This window comes from Paracoccus sp. BR5-17, from assembly GCF_055693925.1.
Genome location: NZ_JBVFUV010000003.1, coordinates 1,878,934 through 1,895,717 on the forward strand (window position 1 = coordinate 1,878,934; position 16,784 = coordinate 1,895,717).

Annotated in this window: 7 protein-coding genes, 1 tRNA gene and 2 pseudogenes; 4 read left to right on the forward strand and 6 right to left on the reverse strand. The window is 69.1% G+C overall.

Going from position 1 to position 16,784, the window contains the following annotated elements:
• Positions 1–42 precede the first annotated feature (42 nt).
• Positions 43–1,044, forward strand: a complete 1,002-nt coding sequence (locus ACZ1HC_RS10820; protein ID WP_472699982.1) for a 2-hydroxyacid dehydrogenase — start codon at positions 43–45, stop codon at positions 1,042–1,044.
• A 98-nt stretch (positions 1,045–1,142) separates the two neighbouring features.
• Positions 1,143–2,306 (forward strand): MFS transporter, encoded by a 1,164-nt coding sequence (locus ACZ1HC_RS10825; protein WP_472699983.1) that lies wholly within the window; start codon positions 1,143–1,145, stop codon positions 2,304–2,306.
• Between the two features lie 59 nt (positions 2,307–2,365).
• On the opposite strand, the gene panB is transcribed toward ACZ1HC_RS10825, so the two are convergent.
• Both panB and panC read right to left on the reverse strand, forming a co-directional pair.
• On the reverse strand, positions 2,366–3,175 hold the full coding sequence (gene panB / locus ACZ1HC_RS10830) for a 3-methyl-2-oxobutanoate hydroxymethyltransferase (protein ID WP_472699984.1): 810 nt from the start codon (positions 3,173–3,175) through the stop codon (positions 2,366–2,368).
• 3 nt (positions 3,176–3,178) lie between these two features.
• Positions 3,179–4,029: pseudogene (gene panC / locus ACZ1HC_RS10835) on the reverse strand (pantoate--beta-alanine ligase).
• 169 nt (positions 4,030–4,198) lie between these two features.
• Here panC and ACZ1HC_RS10840 point away from each other — a divergent pair.
• A complete protein-coding gene (locus ACZ1HC_RS10840) occupies positions 4,199–6,691 on the forward strand; it encodes a GcvT family protein (protein ID WP_472699985.1) in 2,493 nt (830 codons plus the stop codon).
• Between the two features lie 324 nt (positions 6,692–7,015).
• Here the strand turns inward: ACZ1HC_RS10840 and ACZ1HC_RS10845 are convergent.
• Both ACZ1HC_RS10845 and uvrA read right to left on the reverse strand, forming a co-directional pair.
• Positions 7,016–7,090 (reverse strand) — tRNA-Gly (locus tag ACZ1HC_RS10845).
• A 237-nt stretch (positions 7,091–7,327) separates the two neighbouring features.
• Positions 7,328–10,180, reverse strand: coding sequence for an excinuclease ABC subunit UvrA (gene uvrA, locus ACZ1HC_RS10850; protein WP_472699986.1), 2,853 nt, complete (start codon positions 10,178–10,180; stop codon positions 7,328–7,330).
• Positions 10,181–10,349: 169 nt separating this feature from the next.
• On the opposite strand from uvrA, the pseudogene pyc reads away from it, so the two are divergent.
• Positions 10,350–13,782 (forward strand): annotated as a pseudogene (gene pyc / locus ACZ1HC_RS10855) (pyruvate carboxylase).
• Between the two features lie 16 nt (positions 13,783–13,798).
• Here the strand turns inward: pyc and ACZ1HC_RS10860 are convergent.
• Positions 13,799–15,196, reverse strand: coding sequence for a hypothetical protein (locus ACZ1HC_RS10860; protein ID WP_472699987.1), 1,398 nt, complete (start codon positions 15,194–15,196; stop codon positions 13,799–13,801).
• Positions 15,197–15,256: 60 nt separating this feature from the next.
• The gene (locus ACZ1HC_RS10865; protein WP_472699988.1) at positions 15,257–16,771 is read right to left on the reverse strand and encodes a YifB family Mg chelatase-like AAA ATPase; all 1,515 of its coding nucleotides are present in this window, start codon (positions 16,769–16,771) and stop codon (positions 15,257–15,259) included.
• Positions 16,772–16,784: the final 13 nt, after the last annotated feature.

Genomic DNA, 16,784 nt, shown 5'->3' on the forward strand with positions numbered 1-16,784 from the left:
TGGAAGGCCGCCCCGACACGACATCGAGAAAGTGAGGCCCCGATGCACAGCCCGCAACCTTCGCGCCAGAAACTGCGCGTCGTCGTGACGCGGCGCCTGCCCGAGGCGGTCGAGACGCGCATGACGGAACTGTTCGACGTGGTCCTGCGCGACGCCGACACCCGCATGTCGCGCGACGACCTGGCGGCGGCGATGCGCGGGGCGGACGTGCTGGTGCCCACCGTCACCGACCATATCGACGCCGCCATGCTGGCCCAGGCGGGCGAGCGGCTGAAGTTGATCGCCAATTACGGCGCGGGCGTCGATCACATCGACGTCCATTCCGCCCGGCAGCGCGGCGTCCTGGTGACGAACACCCCCGGCGTCGTGACCGAGGACACCGCCGACATGGTCATGGCCCTGATCCTTGGCGTCACCCGCCGCATCCCCGAGGGCATGGCCGAAATGCAGGCGGGCCGCTGGGGCGGATGGGCGCCGACCGCGCATCTGGGCGGGCGCGTTGGCGGGCGACGCCTGGGCATCCTGGGCATGGGCCGGATCGGGCAGGCGGTGGCACGGCGCGCGATGGCCTTCGGGATGCAGGTCCACTATCACAACCGCCGCCGCCTTCGCCCCGAGATCGAGCAGGAGTTGCAGGCCACCTATTGGGAAAGCCTGGACCAGATGCTGGCGCGCATGGACATCATCAGCGTGAACGCGCCGCACACCCCTTCGACCTTCCACCTGCTGAACGCGCGGCGGCTGAAGCTGCTGAAGCCCAGCGCCGTCGTCGTCAACACCTCGCGCGGCGAGGTGATTGACGAGAACGCCCTGACCCGGATGCTGCGCGCCGGAGAGATCGCGGGCGCGGGCCTGGACGTGTTCGAACACGGCCATGAGATCAACCCCCGCCTGCGCGAACTGCCGAACGTGGTGCTGCTGCCCCACATGGGATCGGCCACGGTCGAGGGACGGGCCGAGATGGGTGAAAAGGTCATCATCAACATCAAGACCTTCGCGGACGGGCACCGCCCGCCCGATCTGGTGGTCCCGGGCATGTTGTAAGGGATCGCGTTCCAGGGGATCCGGGGCACCGCCCCCGTTCCCTTGTCCCGGTGCTTCACAGCCCGGATGTTTCGGACAGCGACGACAGGACGGACGGCATGGGCAGGACGGGCCTCGTGGGCATCAAGGCGCGGTGGGCGGTGTCGGCCCTGTTCTTCGCCAACGGGCTGGTGGTCGGAAGCTGGGCGCCCAAGCTGCCGGCGATGATGGCGCGGCTGGGGATCCAGGAAACCGTGGCCGGTCTGCTGGTGCTTGCGCTTGGCATCGGCTCGGTCTGCCTGATGCCGGTCTTCGGCGCCCTGGTGGCGCGGCGGGGATCGGCCTGGGCGGTCAAGCGGGCGGCCGTGCTGTTCGCGCCCAGCCTTGTCTGGATCTCGCTGGCGCCGACGGTCTGGGCGGTGGCGCTGGCGGTGCTGGTCTTCGGCGCGCTGATCGGCGGGATGGACGTGGCGATGAACGCCAATGCCGTCGCCGTCGAACGGGCGCGCCGCCGGGCGATCATGTCGTCCTGCCACGGGTTCTGGTCGCTGGGCGGGCTGGCCGGGGCCGCGGCCGGGGGCGCCGCGATCCAGATTCTGGGGGAAACCGGCCACGCGGTGCTGGTGACGCTGATCGTGGCCGCGATCCTGGCCGCGGCCTTCCCGCTGGTCCTGCGCGACAGCCCGCAGGCCGAACACCGGCACCAGCCGCTGCGGCTGCCGCGCACGCCCTTGCCCTATCTGCTGGGTGTCATGGCGCTGGCCTGCATGATCCCAGAAGGCGCGATCCTGGACTGGGCGGCCGTCTATCTGCAACGAGAGATGGGCGCCTCGCTGGCCGTTGCCGGCTGGGGCTTTGCCGCCTGCGCCGGCACCATGGCCGCGATGCGCTTTCTGGGCGACGAGATCCGGCGCCGGGCCGGGGCGGTCAGGACGCTGCGGATCAGCGCGCTGATCGCGATGGCGGGGCTTGCGCTTGCGGGTCTGGCGGGCACGCCGGTCGGCGCGCTGGCAGGCTTCGGGCTGGCCGGCATCGGCATCGCGAACATGGTGCCGATCGCCTTTTCGGCGGCAGGCAACGTGCCCGGGCTGGCGCAGGGCGTGGGCCTGTCGGTGGTGACGACGATGGGCTATTCCGGCATCCTGCTGGCCCCCGGCAGCATCGGCTTTCTGGCCGAACGGACCAGCTTTTCGGTGATCTATCTGGGCCTGTCCCTTCTGCTGCTGGTGCCGCTGTTCCTGTCGCCGCTGGCGCGCACCGCCGACTTCGACGGCGCGGCCTGAGGCGGGATGCGGCGCCTTCAGGCGGCGGCCCGCCGGGGCAGGGCCGTGATCGGGCCTGCCTAGCGGTAGAGGTGCTCCTCGGCCGGGAAGCTGCGGTCGCGGACGGCGGCGGCATAGGCGGCGATGGCATCACCGGCGTCCTTGCCCAGTTCCGCGAAGCGGCGCACGAAGCGGGGCACCCGGCCGGTCAGGCCCAGCATGTCGTCCAGCACCAGGATCTGCCCATCGCAGCGGGCCGAGGCGCCGATGCCGATGGTGGGGATGGCGACGGCGTCGGTGATGCGGTCGGCCAGCCCTTCGACCACGCCTTCCACCACCACCGAGAAGGCTCCGGCGGCGGCCACGTCGATGGCGTCCTGCAGATGGGTGGGCCAGCTTCCGCTTTCCCGCCCCTGGGTCTTGAAGCCGCCCAGGGTGTGGGTTGCCTGCGGGGTCAGCCCGACATGGCCCATCACCGGGATGCCGCGTTCGGTCAGGAAGGCGATGGTCGGGGCCATGCGGCTGCCGCCTTCCAGCTTGACCCCGCCGCATCCGGTTTCCGCCATGATGCGCGCGGCGTTGCGGAAGGCCTGCTGCGGGCTTTCCTCGTAGCTGCCGAAGGGCATGTCGATCACCACCATCGCCTGCCGGCTGCCGCGCATCACCGCCTGGCCGTGCAGGATCATCATCTCGATCGTGACGCCGATGGTCGAGGGCAGGCCATGCACCACCATGCCCAGGCTGTCGCCCACCAGGATCACCTCGGCATGGGCATCGACCAGGGCCGCCATCGGCGCCGTATAGGCGGTCAGCGCGACGATGGGGGTGCGCCCCTTCTGCGCGGCGATCTGGGGTGCGGTGATGCGTCTGACGGGGGCGTGGGCGGACATGGTTCAGCCTTTCGGATGGGCGACACGCTGGTCGATCAGCAGCACGTCGCCGAAGCGGACGGCCAGCAGGATCACGACCGGTCGCCGGATCAGGGATACGCGGGACAGATCCGCCGCGTCGCGGATGTCGATGGACCGGATATGGGCCAGAGGCTCGGCCCCGATGATGCGCCGCAGTTCGGCGCGGACGGCGGCCGGGCCCGCGCCCTCGGCCACCATGCCTTCCGCCCGGTCAAGCGCACGCGACAGCACCGGGGCCGCGGCGCGTTCGGCGGGCGACAGGCGGCGGTTGCGCGACGACATGGCCAGGCCGTCAGCCTCGCGCATGGTGGGGACGGGCAGGATCGACACGGGAATGTCCAGGTCCGCCACCATCTGCCGGATCACGGCAAGCTGCTGGTAATCCTTTTCGCCGAAGGCCGCGGCATCGGGCCGGACGATGTTGAACAGCTTCGTCACCACCGTCGCCACCCCCGGAAGTGGCCCGGGCGCAACCGGCCCATCAGCACCCGGGACAGGCCCGACACCTCGACCACGGTCTGCGCGCCGGGGCGATAGATGTCGGCGACGGTGGGCAGGAACACCGCGTCGCAGCCCGCCTGCCGCAGCAGCGCCGTGTCGTTTTCCTCGTCCCGGGGATAGCTGGCCAGATCCTCGTTCGGGCCGAACTGCGTGGGATTGACGAAGATCGAGGTCACCACCTGGCCGCCGCCCTGCGCGTCTAGCCAGTCGCGCGCCCGCGCCACAAGCGACAGGTGCCCGGGATGCAGCGCGCCCATCGTCGGCACAAGGGCCACCCGTCCGGCCCCTTCCCGCCACAGGCGCATCGCCTGCTTGTCGCGGCAAATCTGCATCGGTTCCCCCCGGACCCCCTGGTGGCGCGCACCCTAGCGGAACGCCGGGGCTTCGCACAAGTGCTGCGATGCAGCATGTCGCTTTTCGCCCGTTTAGGTCGGGCCCATCGGACCGGCGCGCGGCGGGCATGGCAGTAACGGATCAGCAGCAGATCACGGAGTCGCGCGGATGAAGTCGCATGTGAAGGTTCTTGTCGTCGGAGGCGGCGCTGTCGGCTGCGGCATCGCGCTGCATCTGGCCCGGGCCGGGTGGGACACCATGCTGGTGGAACGGGACGAGCTGACGGCCGGATCCACCTGGCACGCGGCGGGCCTGCTGCCGCTGTTCAACATGGGCTACGCGACCACCCATATCCATGACTACTCGGTCAGGCTCTATGCCGACCTGGAGGCGCAGACCGGCCTGAACGCAGGCTTCACCCGCTGCGGCAACCTGCGCATGGCGCAGACCGAGGCGCGGATGGACGAATACATGCTCTACTCCGCGACGGCGGAAACCGCGGGGATCGAACACGAGTTCCTGACCCCCCGGCAGATCAGGGACCGCTGGCCGCTGGTCCGGACCGAGGATCTGCGCGGCGCGCTGTTCCATCCCACCGACGGCTACATCAACCCCGCCGACGTGACGCAGGCCATGGCCAAGGGCGCCCGCATGGCTGGCGCCACGATCGAGCGCAAGATCCAGGTCAACGGCTACCGATGGACCGGCAGCGAATGGATCGTCGCCTGCGAGAAGCTGGCCGAACGGGGTGGCAACCTGGTAGGCTCGGGCGAGGTCTTCGAGATCCGCGCCGAACATGTCGTGACCGCGACCGGCAACCACGCGCAGCGCACCGCGCGCCTGCTGGGCATCAGGATCCCGGCGATCCCGGTGGAACACCAGTATATCGTCACCGAACCCGACCCGGCCCTTGTGGCCTGGCGCGCCGAGGGCAACCCCGAACATCCGGTCCTGCGCGACGCCGACGCGAAATGGTACGTGCGCGAGGAACGCGGGGGCTGGATCCTTGGCCCCTACGAACGCAACGCCCCGGCGCGGTTCCTGTATGACGTGCCCGACAGCTTCCGCGCCGACCTGTTCCCGCTGGATCTGGGCCGGATCGAGCAGGAATACCTGTCGATGATCCACCGCATCCCCAGTTCGGAAACGGTGGGCCTCAAGGACGACTTCAACGGCCCGATCTGCTATACTCCCGACGGCAACCCGCTGGTCGGTCCGGCGCCCGGCCTGCGCAACATGTGGCTGGCCGAGGGCTTTTCCTTCGGCATCACCGCGGCCGGCGGCATCGGCCATTACCTGACGCAGATGATGGTCGAGGGCGAGGCCGAGATCGACATGGCCTCGCTGGACCCGCGCCGGTTCGGCGGCTGGATGACCACCGAATACGCCGCCCGCAAGAACGAGGAAGCCTACGAACACGTCTTCATCCTGCACCACCCGGACGAGGAACGCGAAGCCTGCCGCCCGCTGCGCACCTCGCCCGCCTATGACCGGCAGAAGGCGCGCGGCGCCCAGTTCGGGCAGGTGAACGGCTGGGAAAGGCCCAACTACTATGGCCCCGCCGGCTTCGACGACCACGCGAGCCGCAGTTTCCGGCGCGGCGGCTGGTGGGACTATGCCAAGGCCGAGGCAGAGGCGGTCCGGGGCGCCGCGGGCCTGATCGACGCGACGGCCTTCGCCAAGCACAGGGTCACGGGGCCGGGTGCGACCGCCTTCCTGGACTGGCTAACCACCAACAAGCTGCCCCGGGTCCGCCGCATCAACCTGACCTATGCGCTGACCGAGGCGGGCACGACGCGGACCGAATACACCATCGTCCGCCTGGCCGAGAGCGACTATTACCTCGTCTCGGCCGGGGCGTGGGCGGCCTATGATGGCGACCACCTGGTGAAATCCGCCCAGGACTTCATGGCCGCGGGCGGGGATTACGTCAGCATCCAGGACGTCACGACCCAATGGGGCGTCTTTGCCTTGGCGGGGCCCGCGTCGCGCGACATCCTAGCGAAACTGATCCGCGACGCGCAGCCGGAAACGGCGCTGTCCAACAAGCGGTTCCCCTGGCTTTCCGCCCAGCGGATCGAACTTGGCATGGTCCCCGTCAACGCCATCCGCGTGGCCTATACGGGCGAGCTGGGCTGGGAACTGCACCACCCGATCGAGATGCAGAATCACCTGTTCGACCGCCTGATCGAGGCCGGCGAGCCCCTTGGCATGAAGCTGGTCGGCGCCCGGGCGCAGAACTGGCTGCGGCAGGAAAAGTCCTATCGCGCCTTCGGCAGCGAACTGGGCCGCGACGCCACCCCGCTGGAGGCCGGGCTGGACCGCTTCGTGGACCTGTCCAAGGATTTCCGGGGCAAGGCGGCGATGCAGGACAAGGGCATCCGGTCCCTGTGCGTCACGCTGCTGATCGACGGGCCGCGGGACGCGGACCCCTGGGGCCGCGAAGGGATCTTTCTGGACGGCGAGAAGGTCGGCCGCCTGACCTCGGGGGGATATTCGGTGGCCTTCGGCAGGCAGATCGGCATAGGCTATGTCCGCCCCGACCTGGCCCGCCCGGGCACGCGGCTGAAGGTCCGCATGTTCCGCGAACTGTGGGATGCCGAAGTGACAGAAGACAGCCCCTATGACCCGCAGAACGCCCGGATCCGCGTGGACGGTTGACCCCGGCCGCGCATCACCGCCGGTGCCGCCAGCGGCCCCGGCCGTCCGCTTGACAGCGCAGGGCCTGCAGCAGAAGGTATGGCGTCCAGTGGTTCAACGGCACAGTCGAGCGGCTGTTCCGATGTGTCCTGCGGTGCGTGGTTCTGGACCTTCGCTCGCGCTCTGGCCTGTAGACCGTGCCCGTTTTCATGGCTCCAGGCCAGAGCTTCTCATCCTCTCATAGCACGATTTGCAGGATATGCAACCACAAGAAGATCCTGCTGCGATGCGGGGGCGCAGGATGCAAACAAAAAGGCCGAACCCGAAGGTTCGGCCTTTTCTGTCTGGAGCGGGCGATGAGATTCGAACTCACGACCCTAACCTTGGCAAGGTTATGCTCTACCCCTGAGCTACGCCCGCATCCTTGACCTTCGGCGCCGCGTGGTGGCGTCCGCCTTCGGTGAGGGGTGATTTATGGGACACTGCCGGGCGGCGCAAGAGGAAAAATCGCCGATGCGGGGGAAAAATCCTCCGGCCACGCCCGCAGGACAAGCCCGCTGCCGCCTGACGAATGGCGGTCGGCCCTATGCCGCATCTGCGGCAGGGGCAGGCGCACCGGGCGGGCGGGGGCCGGCCCGCGGCGGCAGGGCGGCGGGCCTATTCGGCCGCACGCACCCGGGCCGGCTTCAGCATCGGCGCCAGATAGCGGCCGGTATGGCTGTCGGGGACCGCCGCCACATCCTCGGGCGTGCCGACCGCGACGATCCGCCCGCCGCCGTCGCCGCCTTCGGGGCCGATGTCGATGATCCAGTCGGCAGTCTTGATGACATCCAGGTTGTGTTCGATGACGACGACGGTGTTCCCCTCGTCCACTAGGTGATGCAGCACCTCGAGCAGCTTGCGGACATCCTCGAAATGCAGGCCGGTGGTGGGCTCGTCCAGGATGTACAGGGTCTTGCCGGTCGATTGCCGAGCCAGTTCCTTGGCCAGCTTGACCCGCTGCGCCTCGCCCCCCGAGAGGGTGGTCGCCTGCTGGCCCACCTTGATATAGCCAAGGCCCACCTGCATCAGGGCGTCCATCTTGGAACGGATGGCAGGCACCGCCTTGAAGAACTCCTGCCCCTCCTCGATGGTCATGTCCAGCACGTCGGCGATGGACTTGCCCTTGAACTGCACCTCCAGCGTCTCGCGGTTGTAACGCTTGCCCTTGCAGGTCTCGCAGGTGACGTAGACATCGGGCAGGAAGTGCATCTCGATCTTGATGACGCCGTCGCCCTGGCAGGCCTCGCAGCGTCCGCCCTTGACGTTGAAGCTGAAGCGGCCGGGCTTGTAGCCGCGCGCCTTGGATTCGGGCAGGCCCGCATACCAGTCGCGGATGGGCGTATAGGCGCCGGTATAGGTGGCGGGGTTCGACCGCGGGGTGCGGCCGATGGGCCGCTGGTCGATGTCGATGACCTTGTCCAGATGCTCCAGCCCGGTGATCGTCTCGCAGGGCGCGGGCGTCTGGCGGGCGCCGTTCAGCCGCAGGCTGGCGGTCTTGAACAGCGTCTCGATGGTCAGGGTGGACTTGCCGCCGCCGGAAACGCCCGTCACGCAGACGAACTTGCCCAGCGGAAACTCGGCCGTGACGTTCTTGAGGTTGTTGCCGCTGGCCTTCACGACCTTCACGACCTTGCCGTTGCCCTTGCGGCGTCCCTCGCCCACGGGGATCTCGCGCGCGCCGGACAGGTACTGGCCCGTCAGGCTGTCGGGATCGGCGGCGATCTGGTCGGGGGTGCCGTGGCTGACCACGGTGCCGCCGTGGACGCCGGCACCGGGCCCCATGTCGAAGACATAGTCCGCATGGCGGATCGCGTCCTCGTCATGTTCGACGACGATCACCGAATTGCCCTGGTCGCGCAGCCCCTTCAGCGTGTCCAGCAGGCGGTCGTTGTCGCGCTGATGCAGGCCGATCGACGGTTCGTCCAGCACGTAGAGAACCCCCGTCAGCCCCGACCCGATCTGGCTGGCCAGCCGGATCCGCTGGCTTTCGCCGCCCGACAGCGTGCCCGCCGCGCGCGACAGCGTCAGGTAGTCCAGCCCCACATTCACCAGGAATCCCAGCCGTTCGCGGATTTCCTTGAAGATGGCGACCGCGATCTCGTTCTTCTGGCGCGACAGGTGACGGGGCGCGTCCTCGACCCAGGCAAGCGCCTCGCGGATGGACAGTTCGACCACCTCGCCGATGTGGTTGCCGGCGATCTTCACGGCCAGGGCCTCGGGCTTGAGGCGATAGCCGTGGCAGGCGCCGCAGGGGCGGTTGTTCTGGTAACGCTCGAACTCCTCGCGCACCCAGGCGCTGTCGGATTCGCGCAGCCGGCGCTCCATGTTGGGGATCACGCCTTCGAAGACGCGGCGCACGTTGTAGACCCGGCCGGCGTCGTCGAAACGGAACTCGATCTCTTCCTTGCCCGACCCGTGCAGGAACATGCGGCGCACGTCCTCGGGCAGGGTCTTCCAGGGGGTTTTCTTGTCAAAGCCGTAATGCTTGGCAAGCGCGTTGATGGTCTGGGTCAGGTAGGCGGACTTGGACTTGGCCCAGGGGGCGATAGCGCCCTTGTCCACGGACAAGGCGGCGTCGGGCACGATCAGGCGTTCGTCGAAGAACAGTTCCGCCCCCAGCCCGTCGCAGACCGGGCAGGCGCCCATCGGCGCGTTGAAGCTGAACAGCCGCGGCTCGATGTCGGGGATGGTGAAGCCGCTGACCGGGCAGGCGAAGTTCTCGCTGAAGGTGGTCCGGTGGGGTTCGTCTTCGGCGGTCTCGACGATGGCGATGCCGTCGGCCAGATCCAGCGCGGTGCGCAGCGAATCGGCCAGGCGGGTTTCCAGCCCCGGCCGCACCACGATGCGGTCCACGACCACGTCGATGTCGTGGCGGAACTTCTTGTCCAGGACGGGCGGTTCGTCCAGCTCGTGGAACTGGCCGTTCACCTTGACCCGCTGGAAGCCCTGCTTGCGAAGCTCTAGGAATTCCTTGCGGTATTCGCCCTTGCGGTCGCGGACGATGGGGGCCAGCAGATAGGCGCGCGTTCCTTCCGGCATCTCCATGATCCGGTCCACCATGTCCTGGACCTGCTGCGCCTCGATCGGCAGGCCGGTGGCGGGGGAATAGGGTGTCCCCGCGCGCGCGAACAGCAGCCGCAGATAGTCGTAGATCTCGGTGACCGTGCCGACCGTCGAACGGGGGTTCTTCGAGGTGGTCTTCTGTTCGATGCTGATGGCGGGCGACAGGCCGGTGATGTGGTCCACGTCGGGCTTGCCCATCATGTCCAGGAACTGCCGGGCATAGGCCGACAGGCTTTCGACATAGCGGCGCTGCCCTTCGGCATAGATCGTGTCGAAGGCCAGCGACGACTTGCCCGAGCCCGACAGGCCGGTGATGACCACCAGCTTGTCGCGCGGGATGTCCATGTCCACGCCCTTGAGGTTGTGTTCACGCGCGCCGCGTATCTCGATGAACTTCTGTTCCATGACGTGCCCCCGCCGACCAAGCGCATCAGATAGGGACGCGGTTCCAAAAAGCAACCGCTAACTGGGAACATCCCGCGAACAGACGGCGCGTAAACCTTTCGCTGCAGCGACGCTTGCGCTGCGGCGCGGCATCGCTAGTCTCTCGCGCAACGCCGAAGGGGGCGCGCGCATGTTTCAGAAGATTCTGGTCGCCAACCGTGGGGAAATCGCGATCCGCGTGATGCGGGCCGCGAACGAGCTGGGCAAGAGGACGGTCGCCGTCTATGCCGAGGAAGACAAGCTGAGCCTGCACCGCTTCAAGGCGGACGAGGCCTACCGGATCGGCGAGGGGCTGGGGCCGGTCGCGGCCTACCTGTCCATCCCCGAGATCATCCGGGTGGCGCGCGAAAGCGGCGCGGACGCGATCCATCCGGGCTATGGCCTTCTGTCGGAAAACCCGGATTTCGTGGATGCCTGCGTGGCGGCCGGGATCACCTTCATCGGCCCGCGCGCGGACACCATGCGCGCGCTGGGCGACAAGGCCTCGGCCCGGCGCGTGGCCATGGGGGCCGGCGTGCCGGTGATCCCCGCGACCGAGGTTCTGGGCGAGGATCTGGAGGCCATCCGGGCCGAGGCGGCCGAGATCGGCTATCCGCTGATGCTGAAGGCAAGCTGGGGCGGGGGCGGGCGGGGGATGCGGCCGATCAACGGCCCCGAGGAGTTGGCCGACAAGGTCCGCGAGGGCCGGCGCGAGGCCGAGGCCGCCTTCGGCAATGGCGAGGGCTATCTGGAAAAGATGATCCTGCGCGCCCGGCACGTCGAGGTGCAGCTTCTGGGCGACAACCATGGCGGGTTGTATCACCTGTTTGAACGCGACTGCACCGTGCAGCGCCGCAACCAGAAGGTCGTGGAACGCGCCCCCGCGCCCTACCTGACCCCCGAACAGCGCGCCGAGGTCTGCGAACTGGCGCTGAAGATCGGCCGCGCCGTCGGCTATCAGAACGCCGGCACCGTCGAGTTCCTGATGGACATGGACAGCCAGCGTTTCTACTTCATCGAGGTGAACCCCCGCGTCCAGGTCGAACACACCGTGACCGAGGAGGTCACCGGCATCGACATCGTCCAGTCGCAGATCCGCATCGCCGAGGGCGCCACCCTGGCCGAGGCGACGGGCGTGCCCAGCCAGGACCAGGTCACGCTGTCCGGCCACGCGCTGCAATGCCGCGTGACGACCGAGGATCCGCTGAACAACTTTATCCCCGATTACGGCCGCATCACCGCCTATCGCAGCGCCACCGGCAACGGCATCCGCCTGGACGGCGGCACCGCCTATTCCGGGGGCGTCATTACGCGATACTACGATCTCGCTGCTGGTCAAGGTCACGGCCTGGGCGCAGACGCCCGAACAGGCGATCCGGCGCATGGACCGCGCGCTGCGCGAGTTCCGGGTGCGCGGCGTCTCGACCAACATCGACTTCGTCATCAACCTGCTGAAGCACCCGACCTTTCTGGACAATACCTATACCACCAAGTTCATCGACACGACGGCCGAACTGTTCCACTTCGACAAGCGCCAGGACCGGGCCACGCGGATCCTGACCTATCTGGCCGACATCAGCGTGAACGGGCACCCGGAAACGGCGGGCCGTGCCATGCCGCCCGCGCAGGCCCGCCCGCCGGTGCCGCCCGCCCCCAAGGCGGAACCCGCCCCGGGCACGCGCCAACTGCTGGAGGAGAAGGGCGCGCAGGCCGTGGCCGACTGGATGGCCGCGCAGTCGCGCCTTCTGATGACCGACACCACCATGCGCGACGGCCACCAGTCGCTGCTGGCCACCCGGATGCGGTCCATCGACATGATCCGCGTGGCGCCCTCCTATGCCGCCAACCTGCCGCAATTGTTCAGCGTCGAGTGCTGGGGCGGGGCAACCTTTGACGTGGCCTACCGCTTCCTGCAGGAATGCCCCTGGCAGCGGTTGCGCGACATCCGCGAGCGGATGCCCAACCTGATGACGCAGATGCTGCTGCGGGCCTCGAACGGGGTGGGCTATACCAACTATCCCGACAATGTCGTGCAGTCCTTCGTGGCCCAGGCCGCCCGGTCGGGGGTCGATCTGTTCCGCGTCTTCGACAGCCTCAACTGGGTCGAGAACATGCGCGTCGCCATGGACGCGGTGATCGACAGCGGCAAGATCTGCGAAGGCACCGTCTGCTATACCGGCGACATGCTGGACCCGGACCGGTCCAAGTATGACCTGGCCTATTACGTCAGGACCGCGACCGAACTGCGCGAGGCGGGCGCCCATCTGCTGGGCCTGAAGGACATGGCGGGCCTGCTGAAGCCCGCCGCCGCGCGGATCCTGATCAAGGCGCTGAAGGACGAGGTGGGGCTGCCGGTGCATTTCCACACCCACGACACCTCGGGCCTTGCAGGGGCGACGATCCTGGCCGCGGCGGAAGCGGGCGTGGATGCGGTCGATGCGGCGATGGATGCCTTTTCCGGCGGCACCTCGCAGCCCTGCATGGGCTCGATCGTCGCGGCGCTGAAGGGCAGCGACCGCGACACGGGCCTGGATCTGGCCGCGATCCGACAGATCAGCAACTATTGGGAACGCGTGCGCGAAAACTACGCGGCCTTCGAGAGCGGGCTGCAGTCGCCTGCCTCCGAGGTCTATCTGCACGAGATGCCGGGCGGGCAGTTCACCAACCTCAAGGCGCAGGCGCGATCCATGGGGCTCGAGGATCGCTGGCACGAGGTCGCCCAGGCCTATGCCGACGTGAACCGGATGTTCGGCGACATCGTCAAGGTCACGCCGTCGTCCAAGGTGGTGGGTGACATGGCGCTGATGATGGTGGCCCAGGGGCTGACGCCCGCGCAGGTCCTGGATCCGGCGGTCGAGGTCAGCTTTCCCGACAGCGTCGTGGACATGATGAAGGGCAACCTGGGCCAGCCCCCCGGCGGCTGGCCCGAGGCGATCCAGAGGAAGGTCCTGAAGGGCGAGGCGCCGATCACCGACCGCCCCGGCGCGCATCTGCCGCCCGTGGACATCGAGGCCACGCGCGCGAAGCTGTCCGAGGATCTGGGCGCCGAGATCGACGACGAGGATCTGAACGGCTACCTGATGTATCCCAAGGTCTTCACCGACTATCGCGCCCGGCACGAGATTTATGGCCCGGTCCGCACCCTGCCCACACGCAACTTCTTCTACGGCATGGAGCCGGGCGACGAGATCAGCGTCGAGATCGACCCCGGCAAGACGCTCGAGGTGCGCCTGCTGACGCTGGGCGAGACGGACGAGAAGGGCGAGGTCAAGGTGTTCTTCGAACTGAACGGCCAGCCCCGCCAGGTCCGCGTGCCGAACCGCAAGGCCACTGCGGCACAGGCCGCGCGTCCCAAGGCCGATCCCGCGAATGCGGGCCATGTGGGTGCGCCGATGCCGGGCGTCGTGGCCTCGGTCGCGGCGGCGGCGGGGGCAAAGATCCGCCAGGGCGACCTGCTCTTGACCATCGAGGCGATGAAGATGGAAACCGGCCTGCACGCCGACCGCGACGGGGTGGTGAAAGCCATCCACGTCCGCCCAGGCGAGCAGATCGACGCCAAGGACCTGCTGGTGGAAATCGAGTGACCGCCGGCCGCCGTCCTTACAGCAGGGCCGCGGCCAGCAGCACCCAGACCGTCAGCGCCGCCCCGGCGGCCAGGGCGTAGGGCCCGTTCCAGCCCGCCCCCGCGTGGCGGGCCTCGACCCCGCCCAACCTGCCCACCAGCAGGACCGAGGCGGTGAAGGGCGAGGTGTTGCCGCTGATCGCCCAGCCGCCGGTGAGGGCAATCACCATCGCGGCCGGATCGACGCCCAGTTCCGCAGGCGTGGGCAGAAGCGGCACCAGCAGCGACACCGCCAGGATCGGGTTCATGCCGATCTGGCCGGTCAGCGGGATGATCCAGATCAGCGCCGCCAGGATCAGCGGCGGCGGCAGCGCCGAAAGGTCGGGTCCATGCGCCTGCATGATCGGCACCAGCAGCCAGGATCCCAGGCTGCCGATGAAGCCCGCCATGAACAGCAGGATGATCTCTCCGCTATAGCCCGCCAGGTCGCGCGTGGCGAACTGGCCGGTCCGGGCGACCAGCGTGGCCGCGCGACCGCCGGGCATCGGCGGCAGGATCAGCGTCCAGGCGACCGCCACCAGCGGAACCACGGTCATGACGGCGCCCGTCACCGCGACCCCGGTCGCCAGGTGCAGCAGGAAGACCCCGCCCACGACGATCGCCAGCAGGACCAGCAGCGGGCGCAGGCGGCGCAGCCAGTCGTCGGCCTGCGGCGCGCGAGGCGGCGGGGCGGCCGAAAGCCGCGGCTTGAAGACCGTGTCCAGCAGCCAGCCGATGCCGATCATCAGGGCGGCACTGACAAGGCTGACGCCGGCCGCTGCGGCCCAGGTTGCGCCTTCGACCACCGACAGCGTCACGGCCATCGACAGCGCCATCGGCGACCAGCACAGCGTCGAGGCGAAGCCCCGCTGGATCGCCACCAGCATCCGCCGCAGCCGGTGGCGGCGCAGTTCCTGATTTTCCTCCCCAGCCGTGCTTTCGGCGGCCAGCGATCCCAGCAGCGAGATCGAGCCGTAAAGAAGGATCAGCCCGAACAGGTGGCCGCCGACCGTCAGCGCAAGATAGCGCCGCCCCGGCGGCTGACGGGCCAGGAAGCGCCCGCAGTCGAGGATGTCCCGCGATCCCACCGCGGCGCTGCGCAGGGCCGACAGGGCGGTGAACAGGGCGATGATGAAGCCGCCCCGCGTCAGGGCGGTCAGCAGTGCCTCGGACCAGTCGGGCCGGGTCGCCGCGGCCCAGGCGGCCAGAACCAGACCCAGGGCGACGAAGGCCAGGCGCGACAGGCGCGCGGTCAGCGCGAACATGCCAAGGGCGCCGACCAGCAGCAGATCGGCCGCGACCGCGAAGCCGCGCCCCGCGCCGAACTGGTGCGGAACCGTCGCCAGCAAGGCGCAGGCCGTCAGGATGCCGCCGATCCGGGCGCTTGCAGGAAACATGGCTGGGTCCGCCTTCTGGATCGTCCAGCCATAGCCGGCCCTTGCACGACGTGCAATTCGTCAGCCGCCCGCCACGAAGGGCAGGCGATAGCTGATCGCTTCGGCCAGGTGGGGGGCGCACACCGCGTCCGACCCGGCCAGGTCGGCGATGGTGCGGGCGGTCCTCAGGATGCGGTGATAGCCGCGCGCGGTCAGGCCCAGCCGGTCCGAGGCCCTGAGGATCAGCGCCCGGCCTTCCTCGTCCGGGGCGGCGATCCGGTCCAGCAGCGCACCCGACGCCTCGGCATTCACGCGCACCTGCGGGTGGTCGCGGAACCGCGCCGCCTGAACGTCCCGCGCCGCCGCGACCCGCGCCGCGACCTGCGCCGATGTGTCCCCGCCGGGCGGCAGCTCCAGGTCGGCAAGCCCCACCGCCGGCACCTCGAGCCGCAGGTCGAAGCGGTCCATCAGCGGGCCCGAGATCTTGCCCATGTAGTCGCCCCCGCAGACGGGCGCGCGCGAACAGGCGCGGGCGGCATCGGCCAGATAGCCGCAGCGGCAGGGGTTGGCGGCGGCGATCAGCAGGAAGCGGCAGGGATAGCGGACATGGGCATTCGCCCGGGCCACCACGACCTCGCCGGTCTCGATGGGCTGGCGCAGGGTTTCCAGAACCTGCCGGGGAAACTCGGGGAACTCGTCCATGAACAGCACGCCGTTATGGGCCAGGCTGATCTCGCCCGGCTTGGCGCCGCGCCCGCCGCCGACGATGGCGGCCATCGAAGCGGTGTGATGGGGTTCGCGGAAGGGCGCGCGGCGCGAGATGCCGCCATCGTCCAGCGTCCCGGCCAGCGAATGGATCATCGAGGTCTCCAGCGCCTCGACCGGGCCCAGCGGCGGCATCAGGCCGGGCAGGCGCGCCGCCAGCATCGACTTGCCCGCGCCGGGAGGGCCGACCATCAGCAGGTGGTGGCGCCCGGCGGCGGCGATTTCCAGGGCGCGCTTGGCGCGTTCCTGGCCTTTCACCTCGGACAGGCAGCCACCGGCGGGCGGTTCGCCGATCATGCCGGGCCGGGCGCGGGCCAGCGGCGCGCGGTCGGTCAGGTGGTCGATCACCTCGCGCAGGGTGGCGGGGGCAAGGACCGGAACCGCATCGACCCATGCCGCCTCGGGGCCGCAGGCGCGGGGGCAGATCAGCGCGCGGTCATCCTCGGCCGCGGCCATGGCGGCGGGCAGGGCGCCGGCGACCCCGACCAGCCGCCCGTCCAGCGCCAGTTCCCCCAGCGCGACGCAGCGCGACAACTCGTCGCCGGGAATGATGTCCAGCGCGGCCAAAATGGCCAGCGCGATGGGCAGGTCGAAATGCGAGCCTTCCTTGGGAAGGTCGGCGGGCGACAGGTTCACCGTCAGGCGGCGGTTCGGCATGGCGATGGCCAGCGCGCCGAAGGCGGCCTTGACGCGCTCTCGCGCCTCGCTCACGGCCTTGTCGGGCAGGCCCACGACGGCAAATCCCGGCAGGCCTGCCGCAACCGAACACTGAACCTCGACCAGCCGCGCCTCGATCCCCTCGAAGGCGACGGAATAGGCGATTGCGACCATGACTTTCCCTTCA

What these genes read in the sequence shown, in the direction of transcription:
- ACZ1HC_RS10860 (WP_472699987.1), bottom strand. Translation starts at nt 15,196, where the DNA reads ATGTTTCCTGCAAGCGCCCGGATCGGCGGCATCCTGACGGCCTGCGCC.
- ACZ1HC_RS10840 (WP_472699985.1), top strand. Translation starts at nt 4,199, where the DNA reads ATGAAGTCGCATGTGAAGGTTCTTGTCGTCGGAGGCGGCGCTGTCGGC.
- uvrA (WP_472699986.1), bottom strand. Translation starts at nt 10,180, where the DNA reads ATGGAACAGAAGTTCATCGAGATACGCGGCGCGCGTGAACACAACCTC.
- ACZ1HC_RS10820 (WP_472699982.1), top strand. Translation starts at nt 43, where the DNA reads ATGCACAGCCCGCAACCTTCGCGCCAGAAACTGCGCGTCGTCGTGACG.
- ACZ1HC_RS10865 (WP_472699988.1), bottom strand. Translation starts at nt 16,771, where the DNA reads ATGGTCGCAATCGCCTATTCCGTCGCCTTCGAGGGGATCGAGGCGCGG.
- ACZ1HC_RS10825 (WP_472699983.1), top strand. Translation starts at nt 1,143, where the DNA reads ATGGGCAGGACGGGCCTCGTGGGCATCAAGGCGCGGTGGGCGGTGTCG.
- panB (WP_472699984.1), bottom strand. Translation starts at nt 3,175, where the DNA reads ATGTCCGCCCACGCCCCCGTCAGACGCATCACCGCACCCCAGATCGCC.